The 14,823-nt window shown below is 48.2% G+C and carries 14 protein-coding genes; 3 read left to right on the top strand and 11 right to left on the bottom strand.

Features of this window, described 5'->3' with window-relative positions; all coding sequences use genetic code 11:
- Both IKG78_RS12290 and IKG78_RS12285 read left to right on the top strand, forming a co-directional pair.
- Positions 1-496 (top strand): His/Gly/Thr/Pro-type tRNA ligase C-terminal domain-containing protein (locus IKG78_RS12290; RefSeq protein WP_290943857.1); only part of this gene is annotated, 496 nt, incomplete at its 5' end.
- Positions 497-706: 210 nt separating this feature from the next.
- Positions 707-2,011 carry a PAS domain-containing protein gene (locus IKG78_RS12285; RefSeq protein ID WP_290943855.1) on the top strand — a complete coding sequence of 435 codons (1,305 nt, stop codon included), beginning with the start codon at positions 707-709 and terminating at the stop codon, positions 2,009-2,011.
- A gap of 247 nt (positions 2,012-2,258) precedes the next feature.
- Here the strand turns inward: IKG78_RS12285 and IKG78_RS12280 are convergent, their stop codons facing one another.
- The 10 genes from IKG78_RS12280 to IKG78_RS12235 all read right to left on the bottom strand — a co-directional run bounded on the left by IKG78_RS12280 (position 2,259) and on the right by IKG78_RS12235 (position 13,317).
- Positions 2,259-2,714 carry a V-type ATP synthase subunit K gene (locus IKG78_RS12280; protein ID WP_290943853.1) on the bottom strand — a complete coding sequence of 152 codons (456 nt, stop codon included), beginning with the start codon at positions 2,712-2,714 and terminating at the stop codon, positions 2,259-2,261.
- A gap of 18 nt (positions 2,715-2,732) precedes the next feature.
- Complete coding sequence (locus IKG78_RS12275) at positions 2,733-3,188, bottom strand: ATP synthase subunit K (protein ID WP_015732433.1); 456 nt, start codon at positions 3,186-3,188, stop codon at positions 2,733-2,735.
- A 39-nt stretch (positions 3,189-3,227) separates the two neighbouring features.
- Positions 3,228-5,159, bottom strand: coding sequence for an ATPase (locus IKG78_RS12270; protein WP_290943850.1), 1,932 nt, complete (start codon positions 5,157-5,159; stop codon positions 3,228-3,230).
- The gene (locus tag IKG78_RS12265; protein WP_290943848.1) at positions 5,156-5,788 is read right to left on the bottom strand and encodes a V-type ATP synthase subunit D; all 633 of its coding nucleotides are present in this window, start codon (positions 5,786-5,788) and stop codon (positions 5,156-5,158) included. Before IKG78_RS12265 ends, IKG78_RS12270 begins: the two co-directional genes overlap by 4 nt.
- A 1-nt stretch (position 5,789) precedes the next feature.
- On the bottom strand, positions 5,790-7,091 hold the full coding sequence (locus IKG78_RS12260; protein WP_290943846.1) for a V-type ATP synthase subunit B: 1,302 nt from the start codon (positions 7,089-7,091) through the stop codon (positions 5,790-5,792).
- The gene (locus IKG78_RS12255; RefSeq protein WP_290943844.1) at positions 7,084-8,841 is read right to left on the bottom strand and encodes a V-type ATP synthase subunit A; all 1,758 of its coding nucleotides are present in this window, start codon (positions 8,839-8,841) and stop codon (positions 7,084-7,086) included. The genes IKG78_RS12260 and IKG78_RS12255 overlap by 8 nt, the downstream gene beginning before the upstream one ends.
- 17 nt (positions 8,842-8,858) lie before the next feature.
- Entirely contained in the window at positions 8,859-9,395 is a 537-nt protein-coding gene (locus IKG78_RS12250; protein WP_290943842.1) for a hypothetical protein, read from the bottom strand.
- Between the two features lie 9 nt (positions 9,396-9,404).
- The gene (locus IKG78_RS12245) at positions 9,405-10,007 is read right to left on the bottom strand and encodes an ATPase (protein ID WP_290943840.1); all 603 of its coding nucleotides are present in this window, start codon (positions 10,005-10,007) and stop codon (positions 9,405-9,407) included.
- A 296-nt stretch (positions 10,008-10,303) separates the two neighbouring features.
- A complete protein-coding gene (locus tag IKG78_RS12240) occupies positions 10,304-12,844 on the bottom strand; it encodes an FISUMP domain-containing protein (protein ID WP_290943837.1) in 2,541 nt (846 codons plus the stop codon).
- A 23-nt stretch (positions 12,845-12,867) separates the two neighbouring features.
- Positions 12,868-13,317: a hypothetical protein gene (locus IKG78_RS12235; RefSeq protein WP_290943834.1), complete on the bottom strand. Its 450-nt coding sequence runs from the start codon at positions 13,315-13,317 to the stop codon at positions 12,868-12,870.
- A 37-nt stretch (positions 13,318-13,354) separates the two neighbouring features.
- Between IKG78_RS12235 and IKG78_RS12230 the strand changes: the two genes are divergently transcribed.
- Entirely contained in the window at positions 13,355-13,510 is a 156-nt protein-coding gene (locus tag IKG78_RS12230; protein WP_290943832.1) for a hypothetical protein, read from the top strand.
- A 433-nt stretch (positions 13,511-13,943) separates the two neighbouring features.
- Here the strand turns inward: IKG78_RS12230 and IKG78_RS12225 are convergent, their stop codons facing one another.
- Positions 13,944-14,501, bottom strand: a complete 558-nt coding sequence (locus IKG78_RS12225) for a hypothetical protein (RefSeq protein WP_290943830.1) — start codon at positions 14,499-14,501, stop codon at positions 13,944-13,946.
- Positions 14,502-14,823 lie beyond the last annotated feature (322 nt).

Genomic DNA, 14,823 nt, shown 5'->3' with positions numbered 1-14,823 from the left:
GCGCGGCATCGAAATGGGCAACATCTTCAAGCTCGGCACCAAGTTCTCTGAATCCATGGGTGCGAAGTTCCTCACCGCCGAAAAGACGACCGCTCCGGCTATTATGGGCTGCTACGGCATTGGCGTGGGCCGCTTGATGGCTTCTGTCGTAGAAAACAGCCACGATGACTTCGGACCGATTTGGCCCAAGTCCATCGCTCCGTTCCAGGTGGAAATCGTCCCCATCGGCAAGGAAGCCGAACTCACGGAACTCGCTGAAAAGTTCGAAAAGGAACTCGAAGCCGCCGGCATCGACGTGCTTGTAGATGACCGCGACGAACGCCCGGGCGTGAAGTTCAAGGACGCCGACCTCTGGGGTTCTCCGGTGCGCATCGCCATCGGCAAGAAGGGCCTCGTGAACGGCGAAGTCGAATGGAAGTTCCGCAATGAAAAGCAGTTCACCATGGTCAAGGTCGAAGACGTTGTCGAAAAAGCCAAGGCATACTTCGCTGAGTAATGAGCACAGGGCTTACGCCCCTTTGAGGTATGAGGTCGGCACTTCGTGCCTTTGGGGATTAGGCTCAGTTTGACATTGAATTACATTGTATCTTATCGAGGCTTGGCCCCAACAGGATCCAGTGCATAATATTGCAAGCCTGCTTTACAAGCAGGCTTTTTTCTTTACCCACTTGTCTCATCCCTGTAAAATTGATTATTTTATAAACGTATGATGAACTCGATAGACTGGTCTGTTGGATGGTGCTACGCATGTACGGTACTTTTACTGTTACTGATAGTTACTATTTTGTTATTGCACGAAAGTTGGAAAAAACAAAAACTATATACTCTTTTTGCAGGAAATCTTAGTGAATTTATAGTCGTTCTTTCGGACAAATTTGAATTTGTCAGTTCGCTTCCGCAGTTCATGTCCGATCCGCTTTTTGACAATTTAAGCAAAGACCGTTTGTTCAGAGATATTCTACCACCTAAAGACTGGGCTCGTCTCAAACTATATTTTGACGATATTGACAAACACCCTGAAATGCCATTCATGTTTTCGTACAAAAGAGATGACGGAACGATGTTATGGTTCGAAATGCGTTGTCAGCATCAACGTCTTTCTATGGATGAATCCCGATATATATGCCTTATCAAGAATATTTCAAACATTGTTGAATACCAGCATCGTCTTGAAGAAGCCGAAACAAAGCTCAAATCGCTACTACGTAATACAGGTGATTTCTTGTGGAAATTCGATTTTGAAAGCCGCCAATTGAGCCTTCTCACTCCAATGATGGACGATGATTACAGAGACGTTCCTCGCTCTGGAGGCGTCGTTAACGTCGTTAATATAGATTCTTTGATGCCATCAGAAGACTTTGCATTATTGGAACGAGTCATGAACGAGTGCATAAAGAAAGCATCGGGACAAGCCGCTTATGACGACAAAGCAAGCCTGCTAGATGAACAAGACCAATTAAACCGACTCGCCAATGAAAAAGCTCGCTTTGGAACACTCAAAATCCGTTGTTGGAATAGCGAAAAAAATCTTGTATGGTATGATTTCCGAGGCCACCTCGCACCTGATGACGAAGACCGCATTGTTATGATGGGATCAGCACGTCGTGTAGAAACGTCACCTGAAATACCATTCTTGATGAAAAGCGGAGTCGAGGAATCTTTAATGAATTCCTTGTTCAATTTCCCGAATATTGGGATATTTTGGGTGGACCGAAATTTCAGCATTCTCGGATGCAATAATGCATTTATCACCGATGCAGGACTTACAAGTTCTGTAGATGTAATAAATAAGACGATACAAGATGTCCTATCCGTCAGATTCATTCCTTACTACGAATCAATGATCAACGATGTATTTGACAACGGAACCCCCAAATGCTGGAAAGGACACTTTGACGACAACGAATGGATTACCATCAATGTAGTTCCATTGCTTAAATCACTTCTCAAGTCTGGTTATACAGTGAGCCGAGTACTCTGCGTGTATATGCGTAATGCAATGCCACGATGAGAATTTAAATCATCAAAATATTCCACTATTCTCATCCATCAACATTCGAACAGACATCTACTTCTAAATGAACTTATATTACAACTAAAAAACGGGGCATAGCCCCGTTTTTTATTAGACTTCTCACGTAGATTCCTTCTTCACAGAAAGATAACTCTACTATGGCAACGAATAGCCAAGTATCGTAAGCTACGCTCGAAAAGAGATCTTTCCCTTGTCGCTCGTCTATAGCGAAGCGGTCCTTCGACTAACTTACAAGCATCATCGAGAACACCATGACGAACAGCGCGACCGTTTCGCCCACGCCGAGCACCATGAGGTAGTTCACGAGGCCCTTGCCCGTTTCGCCAAGAGCGTTGCAAGCGTCAGCAGCGGACTTGCCCACGTACCAAGCGCTAGCCATCATGCCGATGCCACCGAAGATGCCTACACCGAGGTAAGCAGCCCAGTTGCCCGGATTTGCCTGCGACTTGTTCAAGATGTACATCATCAAGAGCATGCCGTAAATCGTCTGAGCGATCGGCGCGCCCACAAAGATGAGCAGCGTAAAGAGGGCATTTTTACCCTTGAGGTACGCCTTTTTCCAGGCGCCGATGGCCGCCATGCCGGCAGTCCCGCAGCCCAGCGCAGAACCCACTGCGGCAAGGCCCAAGGCCGCCACCGCACCAAGCTTTGCGAGCGTTAAAAGTTGTGCGTTATCCATAAGTGCAACCTCTTTCGATTAAAGCACCATCATGGAGAACACGAGCACGAACAATGCGACGGTTTCGACGATACCGAGCACCATGAGGTAGTTCACCATGCCCTTGCCGGTTTCACCGAGAGCATCGCAAGCCACAGCGGCAGACTTGCCCTGATACCAAGCAGAAGCCATCATGCCAAGCCCACCGAAGATACCGGCACCGAGGCAGCCGCCCCAGTTGGTAAAGCCCTGTTCGGCAGCCTTGGAAAGGATGAAGTTCATGAGCAACATGCCGTAAATCGTCTGGGAAATCGGAGCACCGACGAACACCAAAAGCGTGAAGAGAGCGGACTTACCCTGAGCGTAAGCCTTCTTCCACATCGTGATAGCAGACATACCGGCAGTTCCGCAACCAAGGGCAGAGCCCATAGCCGCAATGCCAAGCGCAGCTGCAGCACCCATTTTAGCGAGAGTCACCATTGTATTCGGTTCCATTATATTATCCTCATTAAGTAGCGGGATTTAACCCTTGGTTTAATTTTTTTGCTTGGCGAAAGGAGTAAAGGCAAAGCCGCTCCATTCAAGGCCAAGTCCATTTGAAAATTCGAGTGTGTTAAGACGTACGGCATGCACCGCAACGCCCATCACGGCAAGAGCAATGTTCAAGCCATGCACAAAGAGCAAGATAAGAGCAGCTCCGGCAACGCCCACGGCGGAACCAAAGAGCGGCGAAAGCATTCCGTTGAACGCTTCGGCGATGGCAGCACCGGACATACCCACAGCAAAGAGACGGATATAGCTGATGACATCGGTGAAGCTGTTCACAATGTCGAGCACGAGCATCGGGATGCTGATAAAGTCCTGCTTGAGGCGGCTAGGCGGCACCGTAAAGAGCACGAGAAGCACCACTTCCACGATGAACATCGGGATGACGAACGCAGGCATGTCAATTCCAAGCACCATGTTGCATGCAAGGAAGAACATGACCCAAGCGCCCATGAGCCAACCCACCTGCGCCATGAACGTCGAAGACTTACGTTTGATACGCACGACGACGTTCCACGCATGAGCAATGCTCAAGTGCACCACGGCAATGCAGAAGCAGAACAACTGAATGTGCTGCATCTGGGATGCCCCAACGCCCTTCGGCACAAAGCTAGCCGGCAAGATCGTAATGCTTTCGCAGAACTGCCTGTAGGCTTCAAAGCGGGCCGGGTCCGTCGGAGCAGAGCTGCGAATCCAGTAGAGCACGTTGCGCACGCCTTCCGGGATAAAGTTATAGTTTGCGATATCGAGGTAGTAGCTCCACCCAGCAAGTTCCGGCGTAAGGCCTAAGAAATTTGCATTGATGGCGCCCCAGATGATAGTCGCCCAGCTCATCAAATAGATAAAGTGGAACCCGGCGCTGCTCGCCTTCGGCATTTTTGCTCTCGCATAGAGGGCTATGCCAAGGAACAACAGACCGTAAGCCATATCGCCCACAATCATCGCAAAGAAGATGCTGAAGAAGCAGAGGAACACGGAGCTCACATCGACTTCGTTGTAGCCTGGAGAAATGCCAATGATATCATAGAGGCACTGCATCGGGCGCGAAAGCCTGTTGTAGCCGAGAAGAGTCGGAATGTTGTCTTCGTCCGTCGGGTCTTCAACGCGGATCCCCCAGCCGTTCGCCTTCGCAGCGGCCTTGATTTCGGCAATACGCGGCTCCGGGCAGAACCCTTGAAGAGCTGCGATTTCCTTGTTCTGGAGCATGCTTGCAGAAGCTTCGACGAGATTGTAACGGTCAGTCACTTCGTTAAGACGCGTTTCGAGGTCGCCTTTCACAGAAGCAAGCTGCGCAAAGCGTTCATCGACAGCAGAAATCGTAGTCTTAGCTTCTTCTTCAATCAGTCGATATTCTTCAAGCGACTTGAGAGGCATCGAAAGTTCGGTAAACGCACCGCTCACCTTTGCAGGAGCTTCGCCCTTGTTGAAGACGGCAATGTAAGTCCCGTTTTCGTTTTTGCAGAAAACGTGCTTGCAAGCATTCTTGTCTTCGACTTCAAAAGGTACTTTCGAAGTATCGGCAAGGTAGAGACGCACAAAAATGCCCTTCGCAGCGAGTTCCTTAACGGTTCTCGGATCGAGATTTCCAAAGGAACCCAGCTTTTCGAGTTCTTCCTTGGCTTGCTCCAGCTGGATTTCGGCATTTTTCTTGTCCGTAATAAGCGTCTGGATTTCTTCGACAAGCGTTACACCGCTAGCGCCTTTCGTCGCTGGGGTTACACCTTTGCGAAGCTTATCCGGAACGACTTCCATGGCTTTCTGCACGCGAGCAACGGCACCCTTAGCGCCATTGACCGACGCACCCGCAGCCGTCTGGAGTGGAGTCAGATGGATAATTTCCATCTCACGCAGAGCTTTTAAAGTTTCTTCCTTACGACTCGTGAGCGTAAGAACAGTCACCTTCTTCATAGGAGTAATCATGCGGCAACCTCCTTACTCTGGGCATCGAGCGCGAGCGCCTTCGCCGTAGCCTTGCCCTTGGCAAGCTTACTACGGGCCACGCCGCTTGTCTGCTGGTCGCCCAAGAAGATATTGATTTTGCGGATGTTATCCTTGGATTCGGGAATTTTGACTTTTTCGAACAGATTCACACGCTGGCTCGTGGTACGCAGTTCCTTCGAAAGGAGTTCGTACTGCTTTTCGAGCACGCGGCGTTCGAGGCGAAGAGAAATCAAGCCTTGCAAGCTGCGGATACCATCGTCGAGCCAAACCGGAGTCGTAAAGAAATCCGGAATGTTCACGTTGAATTCCACGCCGCTAAACGTCGGAATCTTCACGCCGGCAATGTTACCTTCGCCCTGTTCGACACTCTTCACCGAGAGATACTTTTTCCACTCAATAGGTTCGGCAAACAGCGAAATCCACGAAGCCATTCCCTTGCGGAGCGTATCCTCCTCTTCGCGTTTCGCCATCACCTTCTCCTGGAGCGTGCGCATTTCCATTTGCAGCTGCTGCTTTTTCAAAAGCAACGTCGGCAAATAACGCTGGAAGCGTTTGAGCGCGTCACGTTCCGCCTTGAGGGCGTTTTTAGTTAACTTGACCTTAGCCATATTACCACTTCTTTGGCCAGTACTGATTAATCATCTTGGTGGGGATACCGGTTTCTTCTGGAGTGAAGCAGTCGGCGAGAATTTCCCAGCCAAGGTCCAAAGCCTTTTCAAGCGGAATGTTCACGGAAAGGTCCATCATTTCCTTTTCAAAGCGCACACCGTACTTCAACAGCTTCTGGTCCCAGTTACTCATGTTGAAGCCCATGGATTGCTTTTCCAAAGTTTCCTTGTAGCTCGCGTACAACTGAATCATCGTGTTCATGATGGTACGGTGGTCGCTACGGGTCTTGCCGTTCACCTGCTGTTTCAAGCGGCTCAAAGAACCGAACGGTTCGATACGGCCCTTGCGCAAGTAGAACTGACCTTCGGTAATGTAACCCGTGTTGTCCGGAACCGGGTGCGTCACGTCGTCGCCCGGCATGGTGGTCACGGCCAAAATCGTAATGGAGCCCGAACCTTCGAAATCGACAGCCTTTTCGTAACGGCTTGCGAGCTGAGAGTATAGGTCGCCAGGATAACCACGGTTCGACGGAATCTGTTCCATCGTAATGGCGATTTCCTTCATGGCGTCGGCAAAGTTCGTCATGTCCGTAAGGAGCACGAGCACGTTCTTGCCTTCGGTCGCAAACTTTTCTGCAACAGCAAGCGATGCATCCGGCACGAGCAAGCATTCCACAATCGGGTCAGATGCAGTGTGCATGAACATCACCGTACGGGAAAGAGCACCGTTCTTTTCGAGGTAATCCTTGAGGTAGAGGTAGTCATCGTGCTTGAGGCCCATACCGCCGAGGATAATCACATCGACTTCTGCCTGCAAGGCGATTCGTGCCAAAAGTTCGTTATACGGTTCACCGGCAATCGAGAAAATCGGGAGCTTCTGCGAAACGACGAGCGTGTTGAACACGTCAATCATCGGGATACCCGTACGCACCATCGTTTTAGGGATGATACGCTTGGCTGGGTTCACAGACGGGCCGCCAATCGTGATGCGTTCGCCATCGACTTCCGGGCCGTTATCACGCGGCATGCCAGCACCATTAAACACGCGGCCAAGCAAAGCTTCGCTATACGGAACCTTCATCGGTTCGCCAAGGAAGCGCACTTCGGAATCGGTCGAAATACCACGAGCACCAGCGAACACCTGCAAATCGACCAAGTCGCCGTCAATGCGGATAACACGGGCAAGAGATGTACCGAAAGAACTTGTCACCTGGGCGAGTTCCTGGTTAGCAACGCCTTCGGCTCTCAAAGTAATCACAGAACCGGCAATACGTTCAATACGATGGTAAGCAACATTATGCATTGAGAGAAACCTCCTTCACGGAAGCGAAAATACTGGATTCGAGATCCTTAAATTCCTGGCTATCAAACGCCACGCGGTTCCAGTCCTTGGTCGCCTGCGTAAGCTTGAGGAAGAACGTACGGGCGACATCCTTTTCCGTAAACTTCATCGGAGTCTTGAGGATGGTGTAAATCCTGTCGAACACGTACTTTTGGCGTTCTGCGGAGCAGGCGGCGTCGATTTCATTATAGGCGTCCTGCTGCAGATAAACGGCATCCAGATATTCGGATTTCAAATAAATCACAAAGTCGTCAATAGAAGTACCTTCTTCGCCCACGACCTTCATCATGTTGTTCACATCCACGCCGTTCGCGAGGATATGGCGGGCTTCGGCCACCTTCTTGCTGTCGATGATGCCTTCGTACTTGGACCAAGAATCGAGCGGATGGATTGCCGGGAAGCGTCGCTGGTCGGAACGTTCACGGCTAAGGCCGAGGAATGCACCCACCACCTTAAGGGTCGCCTGCGTCACCGGTTCTTCGAAGTTACCACCTGCCGGAGAAACGGAACCGCAAATCGTCACGGAACCCGTCTTGCCATCCTTGAGGCGGACAACGCCACCGCGTTCGTAGAACGAAGCGATCACAGATTCGAGGTAAGCCGGGAAAGCTTCTTCGCCCGGAATTTCTTCCAAACGGCCACTCATTTCACGCAAGGCCTGAGCCCAACGGGAAGTCGAGTCAGCAAGCAAGAGCACGTTGAGGCCCATCTGGCGGTAGTATTCAGCGAGCGTCACGCCGGTATAAACGGAAGCTTCACGGGCTGCCACCGGCATCGAAGACGTGTTACAAATAATCAGCGTACGTTCCATCAAGGACTTGCCCGTACGCGGGTCAATCAATTCCGGGAATTCGCGAAGGGTTTCCACCACTTCACCTGCACGTTCTCCGCAAGCGGCCAAAATCACGATATCCACGTCGGCGTAGCGGCTCATGAGCTGCTGGAGCACGGTCTTGCCAGCACCGAAGGGGCCCGGCGTACAGAACGTACCTCCCTGCATCACAGGGAAGAACGTATCGATAATGCGCTGCTGCATGGTAAGCGGCTTGGACGGACGGAGGCGTTCTTCGAAAGCCTTGATCGGCATCTTGACCGGCCAAGTCTGCACCATCGTCACATCGACCTTTTCGCCCTTGTCATTGCTGAGCTTAGCGACGACTTCTTCAACAGTGCGGTCCCCAGCGGAGGTGACGTAATCCACCGTCCATTTGCCCAACAGCTTGAACGGCACCATGATGCGGTGCGAGAAAACGCCTTCTGGGACTGTACCCAGCGTATCGCCGGCAACGACTACATCGCCAGCTTTCGCGACCGGGGTAAACGCCCACTTCACATCACGCGGAAGAGCCTTCAAGTACTTGCCGCGCTGGAGGAAGAAGCCGCATTCATCAGCGAGCTTCGGCAGCGGGTTCTGCAAACCGTCAAACACCTGAGTAAGAAGACCGGGGCCAAGTTCAACAGAAAGAAGTTCACCAGTAAATTCGACTTCGTCGCCAGCCTTTAAACCAGTCGTATCCTCGAATACCTGGAGTTCAGCGTAATCACCACGAATACGAATTACTTCGCTCTTGAGGGGAATGATTTCAGCCTTACCATCTTTGTTTTTCGAAACGAGCTTTGCATAAGCCACTTCGTTCTGGGAAACGGCGCTTTCGAACTTGACACGAATCAGGTTTCCGTTCACGCCGGTTATTTTTCCGATACTAGCCATTGAAAATGGACCTCCAATCATTCCTGCTTAAACGCAGGATCGTTAGCATTAATAACATTGATGACGGCTTTGTCACCCGCAATTTCGTTTATACCCGCCCAACGCTCGCAAATTTTGAGCTTGATGGCGTAAGCATAGACGTGCTTGACCGTCCCCTCGCCCACACCGGCAAGGGAATCGACGAGCCAGAAACGGGCGCGGTCGATATCCTGTTCCTTTTCAAGCGGACTGGACTTCATGAACGCGTCCTGAATCATCTTTGCGAAAGTGACGTCATAACCAGAAAAAGAACGTTCCGCAAAACGCACTTCGGGGCCCCACGCCTGTGCACGGAGCCTTCCGGAAACGTTTCTCATCTGGGTTTCTCGGGACTGGTATTCCCGAACAAATTCATCATCGCACTCCGTCCCTGCCAAGAGGGCGTCGAGCGCTTCAAGTTCTGGGGCATCCAGCACACCTTCGCAACGGCCACGGAACTCGGCCATGCTAAGGGGCGGAACGTCGCCCAGTTGTAGCATCGGAAGCGATGCCATCAAATATGCTGGACTGCTCATCGAAACGCCTTACTTGCCCTGGGCAGCCTTGTTGACAATCTTTGCAAGCTGCGGTCTGAGCAAGGCAGAAAGGGATTCCGCCATAGCCTGTTCTGTAAATTCGTGGCTGACCTTGCCACCGTCGAGCTTGACGCGGAAGCCGAACTTGACACCCTTGTCGCTTTCGACCTTCACGCCGGCCTTGAGCTGCTTGGCAAACTCGCCCATCACAAAGCTAGAAAGCTTTGTTGCGTCGGCTTCGGAAAATTCGACATCGATATTGGAACTGTAGCTCTTCGCAATAGCAAGGAGCATCGACTTCACTGTCGTTTCATCAAGAGATTTTTCTATTTGGAGACTGAGGAGGTCGAGAATCATTTTTTCGAGATTCTTGCCCACCGAAAGGAGCAAATCGCGGGCGGACTGTTCCAAGGTGCGTTCGCTGCGTTCCGTAAATGCGACGGCATCCTTGTCGGCCTGTTCCAGCTTGGCTTTGGCCTCATCTTCGGCGGCCTTCACGATTTCGGCTGCCTTTTCTTTTGCCTTTGAAATAATAGACGTTGCTTCGAGTTCTGCTTTATCGACAGCATCCTTCTGGATGCGTTCCATAAGAGCTTGCAAATCTTCTGCCATTTAAATCTCCAATCATGTAAAAACACCCCAAAATAGGGCATTTTCATTAAACACAGAAAAGAATATACTAGCAAAAAAAAGAAAAAGACAAATTTTTCGTTAAAAAATTGCGAAAATATTATTTACTTGCAAAAAATGGGGATAAAATGACCAAAAGGAGCGACAAAAGGTGGAAAACCTCGACAGAAAATGGAAAACCGCTCCCCAAAACGGAAAGCGATTTACAAAATTGATAAATCAGTCTTTCAAAAAATTCACCGCAGCCACTTGTCGACGTAAAATCGACCCATTTTAATTTACTCCTTATTCTTGACGCAACGTAACGAAAATCCGGAATCCTTATATGCGTCCCACCCCAAAACATCATGGCTTGTATTCGAGAAAACATAGTGTTGTGCACTCATGCCGTATTTCTCCGCAGTCGATGTCCAGAATGCAGTAGACTCATGGAGGTCATAGAACTCATGCACAGAATAACCTCTCGATCCCGCAGGTAACGCATTAAATCCTAAACGATTTAAACCGGTCCAACCAGTCCAATCCTCTTCTGATTTCAAAGTACGTCCACTGCCTTCCTTGCCTCCCGTGCGCATTCCCGTATAGGCAACAAGTGAATCCCATTCCGCAGACGAAGGTACATGCCACCCGCTTGGGCAAATGCCTTGCGTAGGATCTTCTACAGTGCATTCGTGCCTCATTCCGCATGCAGCGTAGGAACGGTCTACGACAGCGTGCCATTGGTACAGTCTTCCGTATTTTTCACAATTATCCGGCAGGGTATCGTAACACCAGCTCGAATCCGTTTCAAAATTCAAGTTCTCCGCCATCCATTCTTGATTGCCGATGACAACCGTCTTATAGGTCTGATTGTCGCGTTCGTCGGTTAATGTCGAATACTGGATACTTGACGATGAAAAAGGAACAGATGAACTGGATATTGGGTAGGTGCCGTCGCTGATACAGCGGATACTTCGCTTTCGTTGTTGTCCACTCCTAAACTCCGTCGGTTCAGGCGAAAAATCAATGTGCGGTACTTGACCATTCCCGGCAAGGATCTGGAATATGTACACGCTTCCTCCATAGACACCCGATTTAGTCCAATATGCAGCACGGTATCCTGCTCCGCCATCGGATTCCCCATAAGGATATGCACTAAAACCAAATTCGTCTTCGCCTACATCGGTTTGCCAACCTGTTACGGACATCAGTTTTATATTGGACTTATAATACGACGTACTTCTCACGGAATCTTGCCCGGTATGCAGCATCAATGTGTCAAAGTCCGCCTTGACAGGGATTCTCCAACCCTTAGGACAAACCGAATCAATTTCGCTGTACGGATAATACCGACCATAAGTTTCGCAGTAGTTTGCGGAATCTTTGTAGCAAGAAGAACTGTCGGATTCATATTTCAGATTTTCGGCCATCCAGAAATGACCGCCGATAGGCATGTACTTGTACTTTTGACCATCTCGTTCATCGATCAATTCCAACTTTTCACCCTTATACCCAACGGTATCTGCACGAGTCAACGGAATTTCACGTTTCCATGCAAAAGCGCTCATCCAAGTGTGTGAATAAAATCCATCGTACTTGGTGATTATCTTGGCAAGCGAGGTGTCGAAATCAGTTTTGACATCTTCTGTTTCGGGGCACCACTTGCCATCTAAGCAACCCCATGAATATTTCGTATAAAGGTAATCCCACGATTGGTAGACTTCAGGAGATGGCGCGACAAACGGCAACAGATAAGCGTACACAGAATCGATATCAAGTACATTTCCGCTTTCATCCGTCGGGAAAAACCACTCCGGCTTCGTGGAAATTTCTTTTTGAATGTAGTCGTAGTTGATGAGGTGCAGAAATTCGTTCGTTCCTCTTTTCTTGATACGCACCACCATAAAGTAAGACACGAGTTCTTTGCCAAGAACGATGTCTATGCGCCCGTTGCGCTCACCAAAAAATGGTTCTTCAATAGATTTCTTGAACGATACAGAAACAGGCTGAAAGTATTGTACAGAATCGACCTTGAGTGGAACCTTCCAGGATTGGTAATACAAGGCACATGCAAACGAGAAATTTTCACGATTGTCGGTAAAGGCCGTAACCTTTGCACTGTCAGCGTTTACAAAGGCTAGGGTTCCCAATCGATTTTTGAACTTTTCGAATGTCACCGGAACAATCAAGCTGTCCCCCTTTTTGTCCATCAGCTTGCAGCGGGACAACGTCGTGTCGCCAGCATAGTATTCTGCTGTTACACTTGGCGTAATGGTAAAGAACAGCGAACCGTTCTTGAACGGAAATTCCCTTGCCCTTGGATAAAAACTGAGGTAGAAATTGTCAACATGCTTGAATATTTTACCCGGCTTGTCAGAGGGAACGATATCAAAAGTCGCATGCCAGTTGCTGCATGAAGGAGCGGATACCTCGACGGTATGTGCATTTTCGTCGGGCAGTGGAACTGCTATACGGTCCCATTTGTCTTCGCTTGTCTTGACTTCTTTGCCATCTACCTTGAATACGTACTTGGGATTACTACAGCTAGCGTGGTAAGGAGAAATAGCGAATATAAGCTTGTTGATATAAAAGTTACGTTCAATAGTGTGGCGGGTGCTGTCGCCCAGTTTATCGTTGAAAAGCCAGGAATCCTGCGAAGTCGACAATTCATAAATTTCGTCGGTTCCATTATAATGAAGAATTCCCACGTTAAAGATAGATTCCTTGTTTTCGACCACCGACGTAGGGGGCGTGGGGAGATCTTCGAAACTGTTCGACACATCATCACCACATCCCCAAAATGAAACACAATAGATAAGAACCCAAATAAACTTTTTCATAAAACAATTTTCCTTCGTTCAAATTACTGATACTGATAATAGCCTTCATTGTAAGAATACAGAATGAACGACCCCGGCTTCAGGGATACATTTCGTTTTGCTTTCGGAATAATCTTGATTGAGTTCGTGTTTTCGCACAAGCCGAAAACTTCCATATTGTCGAATGTAAAATTGCCATCGTCATCAATGTCGACTTCGGCTCCAGCATTTACCTGTAAGTGTCGGAGCGTAATTTTCTTTTCAAAATACGTAGTATCGAATCCATTAATGTGGAGCTTCGAGGAACCTGAACGGTTTACCATTTTAGGCAATTCGGTATCAGCATTTACGGAATCAACCGTAGCATTGCCAAAAGATCCCGAAAGAGACCAGTTGACAACAACAGGCTCCTGTACGGGGGCTTCAGACAAATTGTCCGAAGAACATCCATTAAGAACAAACAGGGCTGCGATAAAATATACAGAAAATTTCATTTACATGACTCCTACAAAAAAAAAATAGGAAATTCCAATGCGCAAAGAGAAAAGCGAAGCAGAAAAAATTCAAGAAGCCAAAGGATACTGCGAAAAGTTCAAGAAGGATCCTGCGGGGACACTCTTTTTATCCGTCATCTACATCGTTGCGATTGCCGTTTTCATTAGACCTGTATTGAACCATATATATTGATTTTAGCTTGATTAAAGACCTAGAAGCATACATTTCAAGCTTAATCGTAATCTTCGCCGAAATTCTGCTCTTTAAACAATGTTTAAAATTTTTCAGAGGAACCGAGGAAAAAACAGATAAGGGTAATCTACGCACCATAGGCGTGATTTTGGTCTGCGCCGGAAATTCTGGCGGCGCTCATTTCGGGATTCACCACCAATAAGTATGGTTGGATTAAAGACCAAGCCATGAATGATCTCAACGAAAACTTAAAAAAAAGTTCCATCAAATGCACGGAAGTTGACATCGACAGACACAACGGCAACACGTATTACGGGACAGCCAAACTCTCAGACGGAACAACGAGACCTACTGTCGTATACTACATGCGAGGTGCGTATCGCAGACACGGTGTTGAATATAGGATCGTAGCGAAGTTCATGTAAAGCAAAACTCAAACGTTATTCAATACCCAATATATTATCGGATGATTGCTTTTCAGTCGGCGGTATTTGTCGGCTAGATGCCAGATTCGATCTCTGTATTCAGGGTTCATTTTTTCATACGGGATGTTTTCATCTATGAAAATAATGAGGTCTAAAAAATTTCTACAGAAAATAAATAGTATAGAACCTGCAAATGACTGGCACTCTGAAGTAATAGGAAAATCATCTTGATTTTTAAAAGCAAACATATAGTAGAAAGGAAATATGCCGCGAACTTGAAGTACTTCGTAATTCCATGGCGTGAATTTACGTCTTTTCGATGGACTTAGCGCAGGCCCAAACATCAACTGCCATCGAACTCCTTCTTCCGTGACAACATAAATAGAACAGGCTGAAAAAAAAATGAAGGTCATGCATGCAAGAGCAGCAAAGGGAAGAAACCAGTGAAACCGGAACAATTCTACTATATTAAGGACTTCGCTAAAAAAGTAAAAACCATAAAGAAAGGCCGCCCCATGAAACAGCCTCAACCCAAGACGTAAGCTCAAAACGACATGTTTTTCCATAAAAAAACTAACAAGAGTATATAGAAATATAGTTTCACACGCTACATTCCTAACCACAAACCAAGAATAAAGAACGGCACTTCATGCCTACAGACGAAAGACTAAAGAGAAATAATGGTGCTTCGCACATATTTTAGACAAGAAATCTCTCGTCTCTCGTCTCTCGTCTCTCGTCTAATTTCTATATTTTGCCCCGAAAAAATTATCTTCAAGGATACAACCATGAAACGTACACATAACTGCGGCCAGCTTCGCAAGGAAGATGTTGGCCAGACCGTAACACTCGCCGGTTGGGTGGATCGCCGCCGTGACCATGGTGGTG

This window comes from Fibrobacter sp. (genome assembly GCF_017545445.1).
Classification (GTDB): Bacteria; Fibrobacterota; Fibrobacteria; order Fibrobacterales; family Fibrobacteraceae; genus Fibrobacter.
This window is presented reverse-complemented; position numbering and strand designations above follow the sequence as displayed.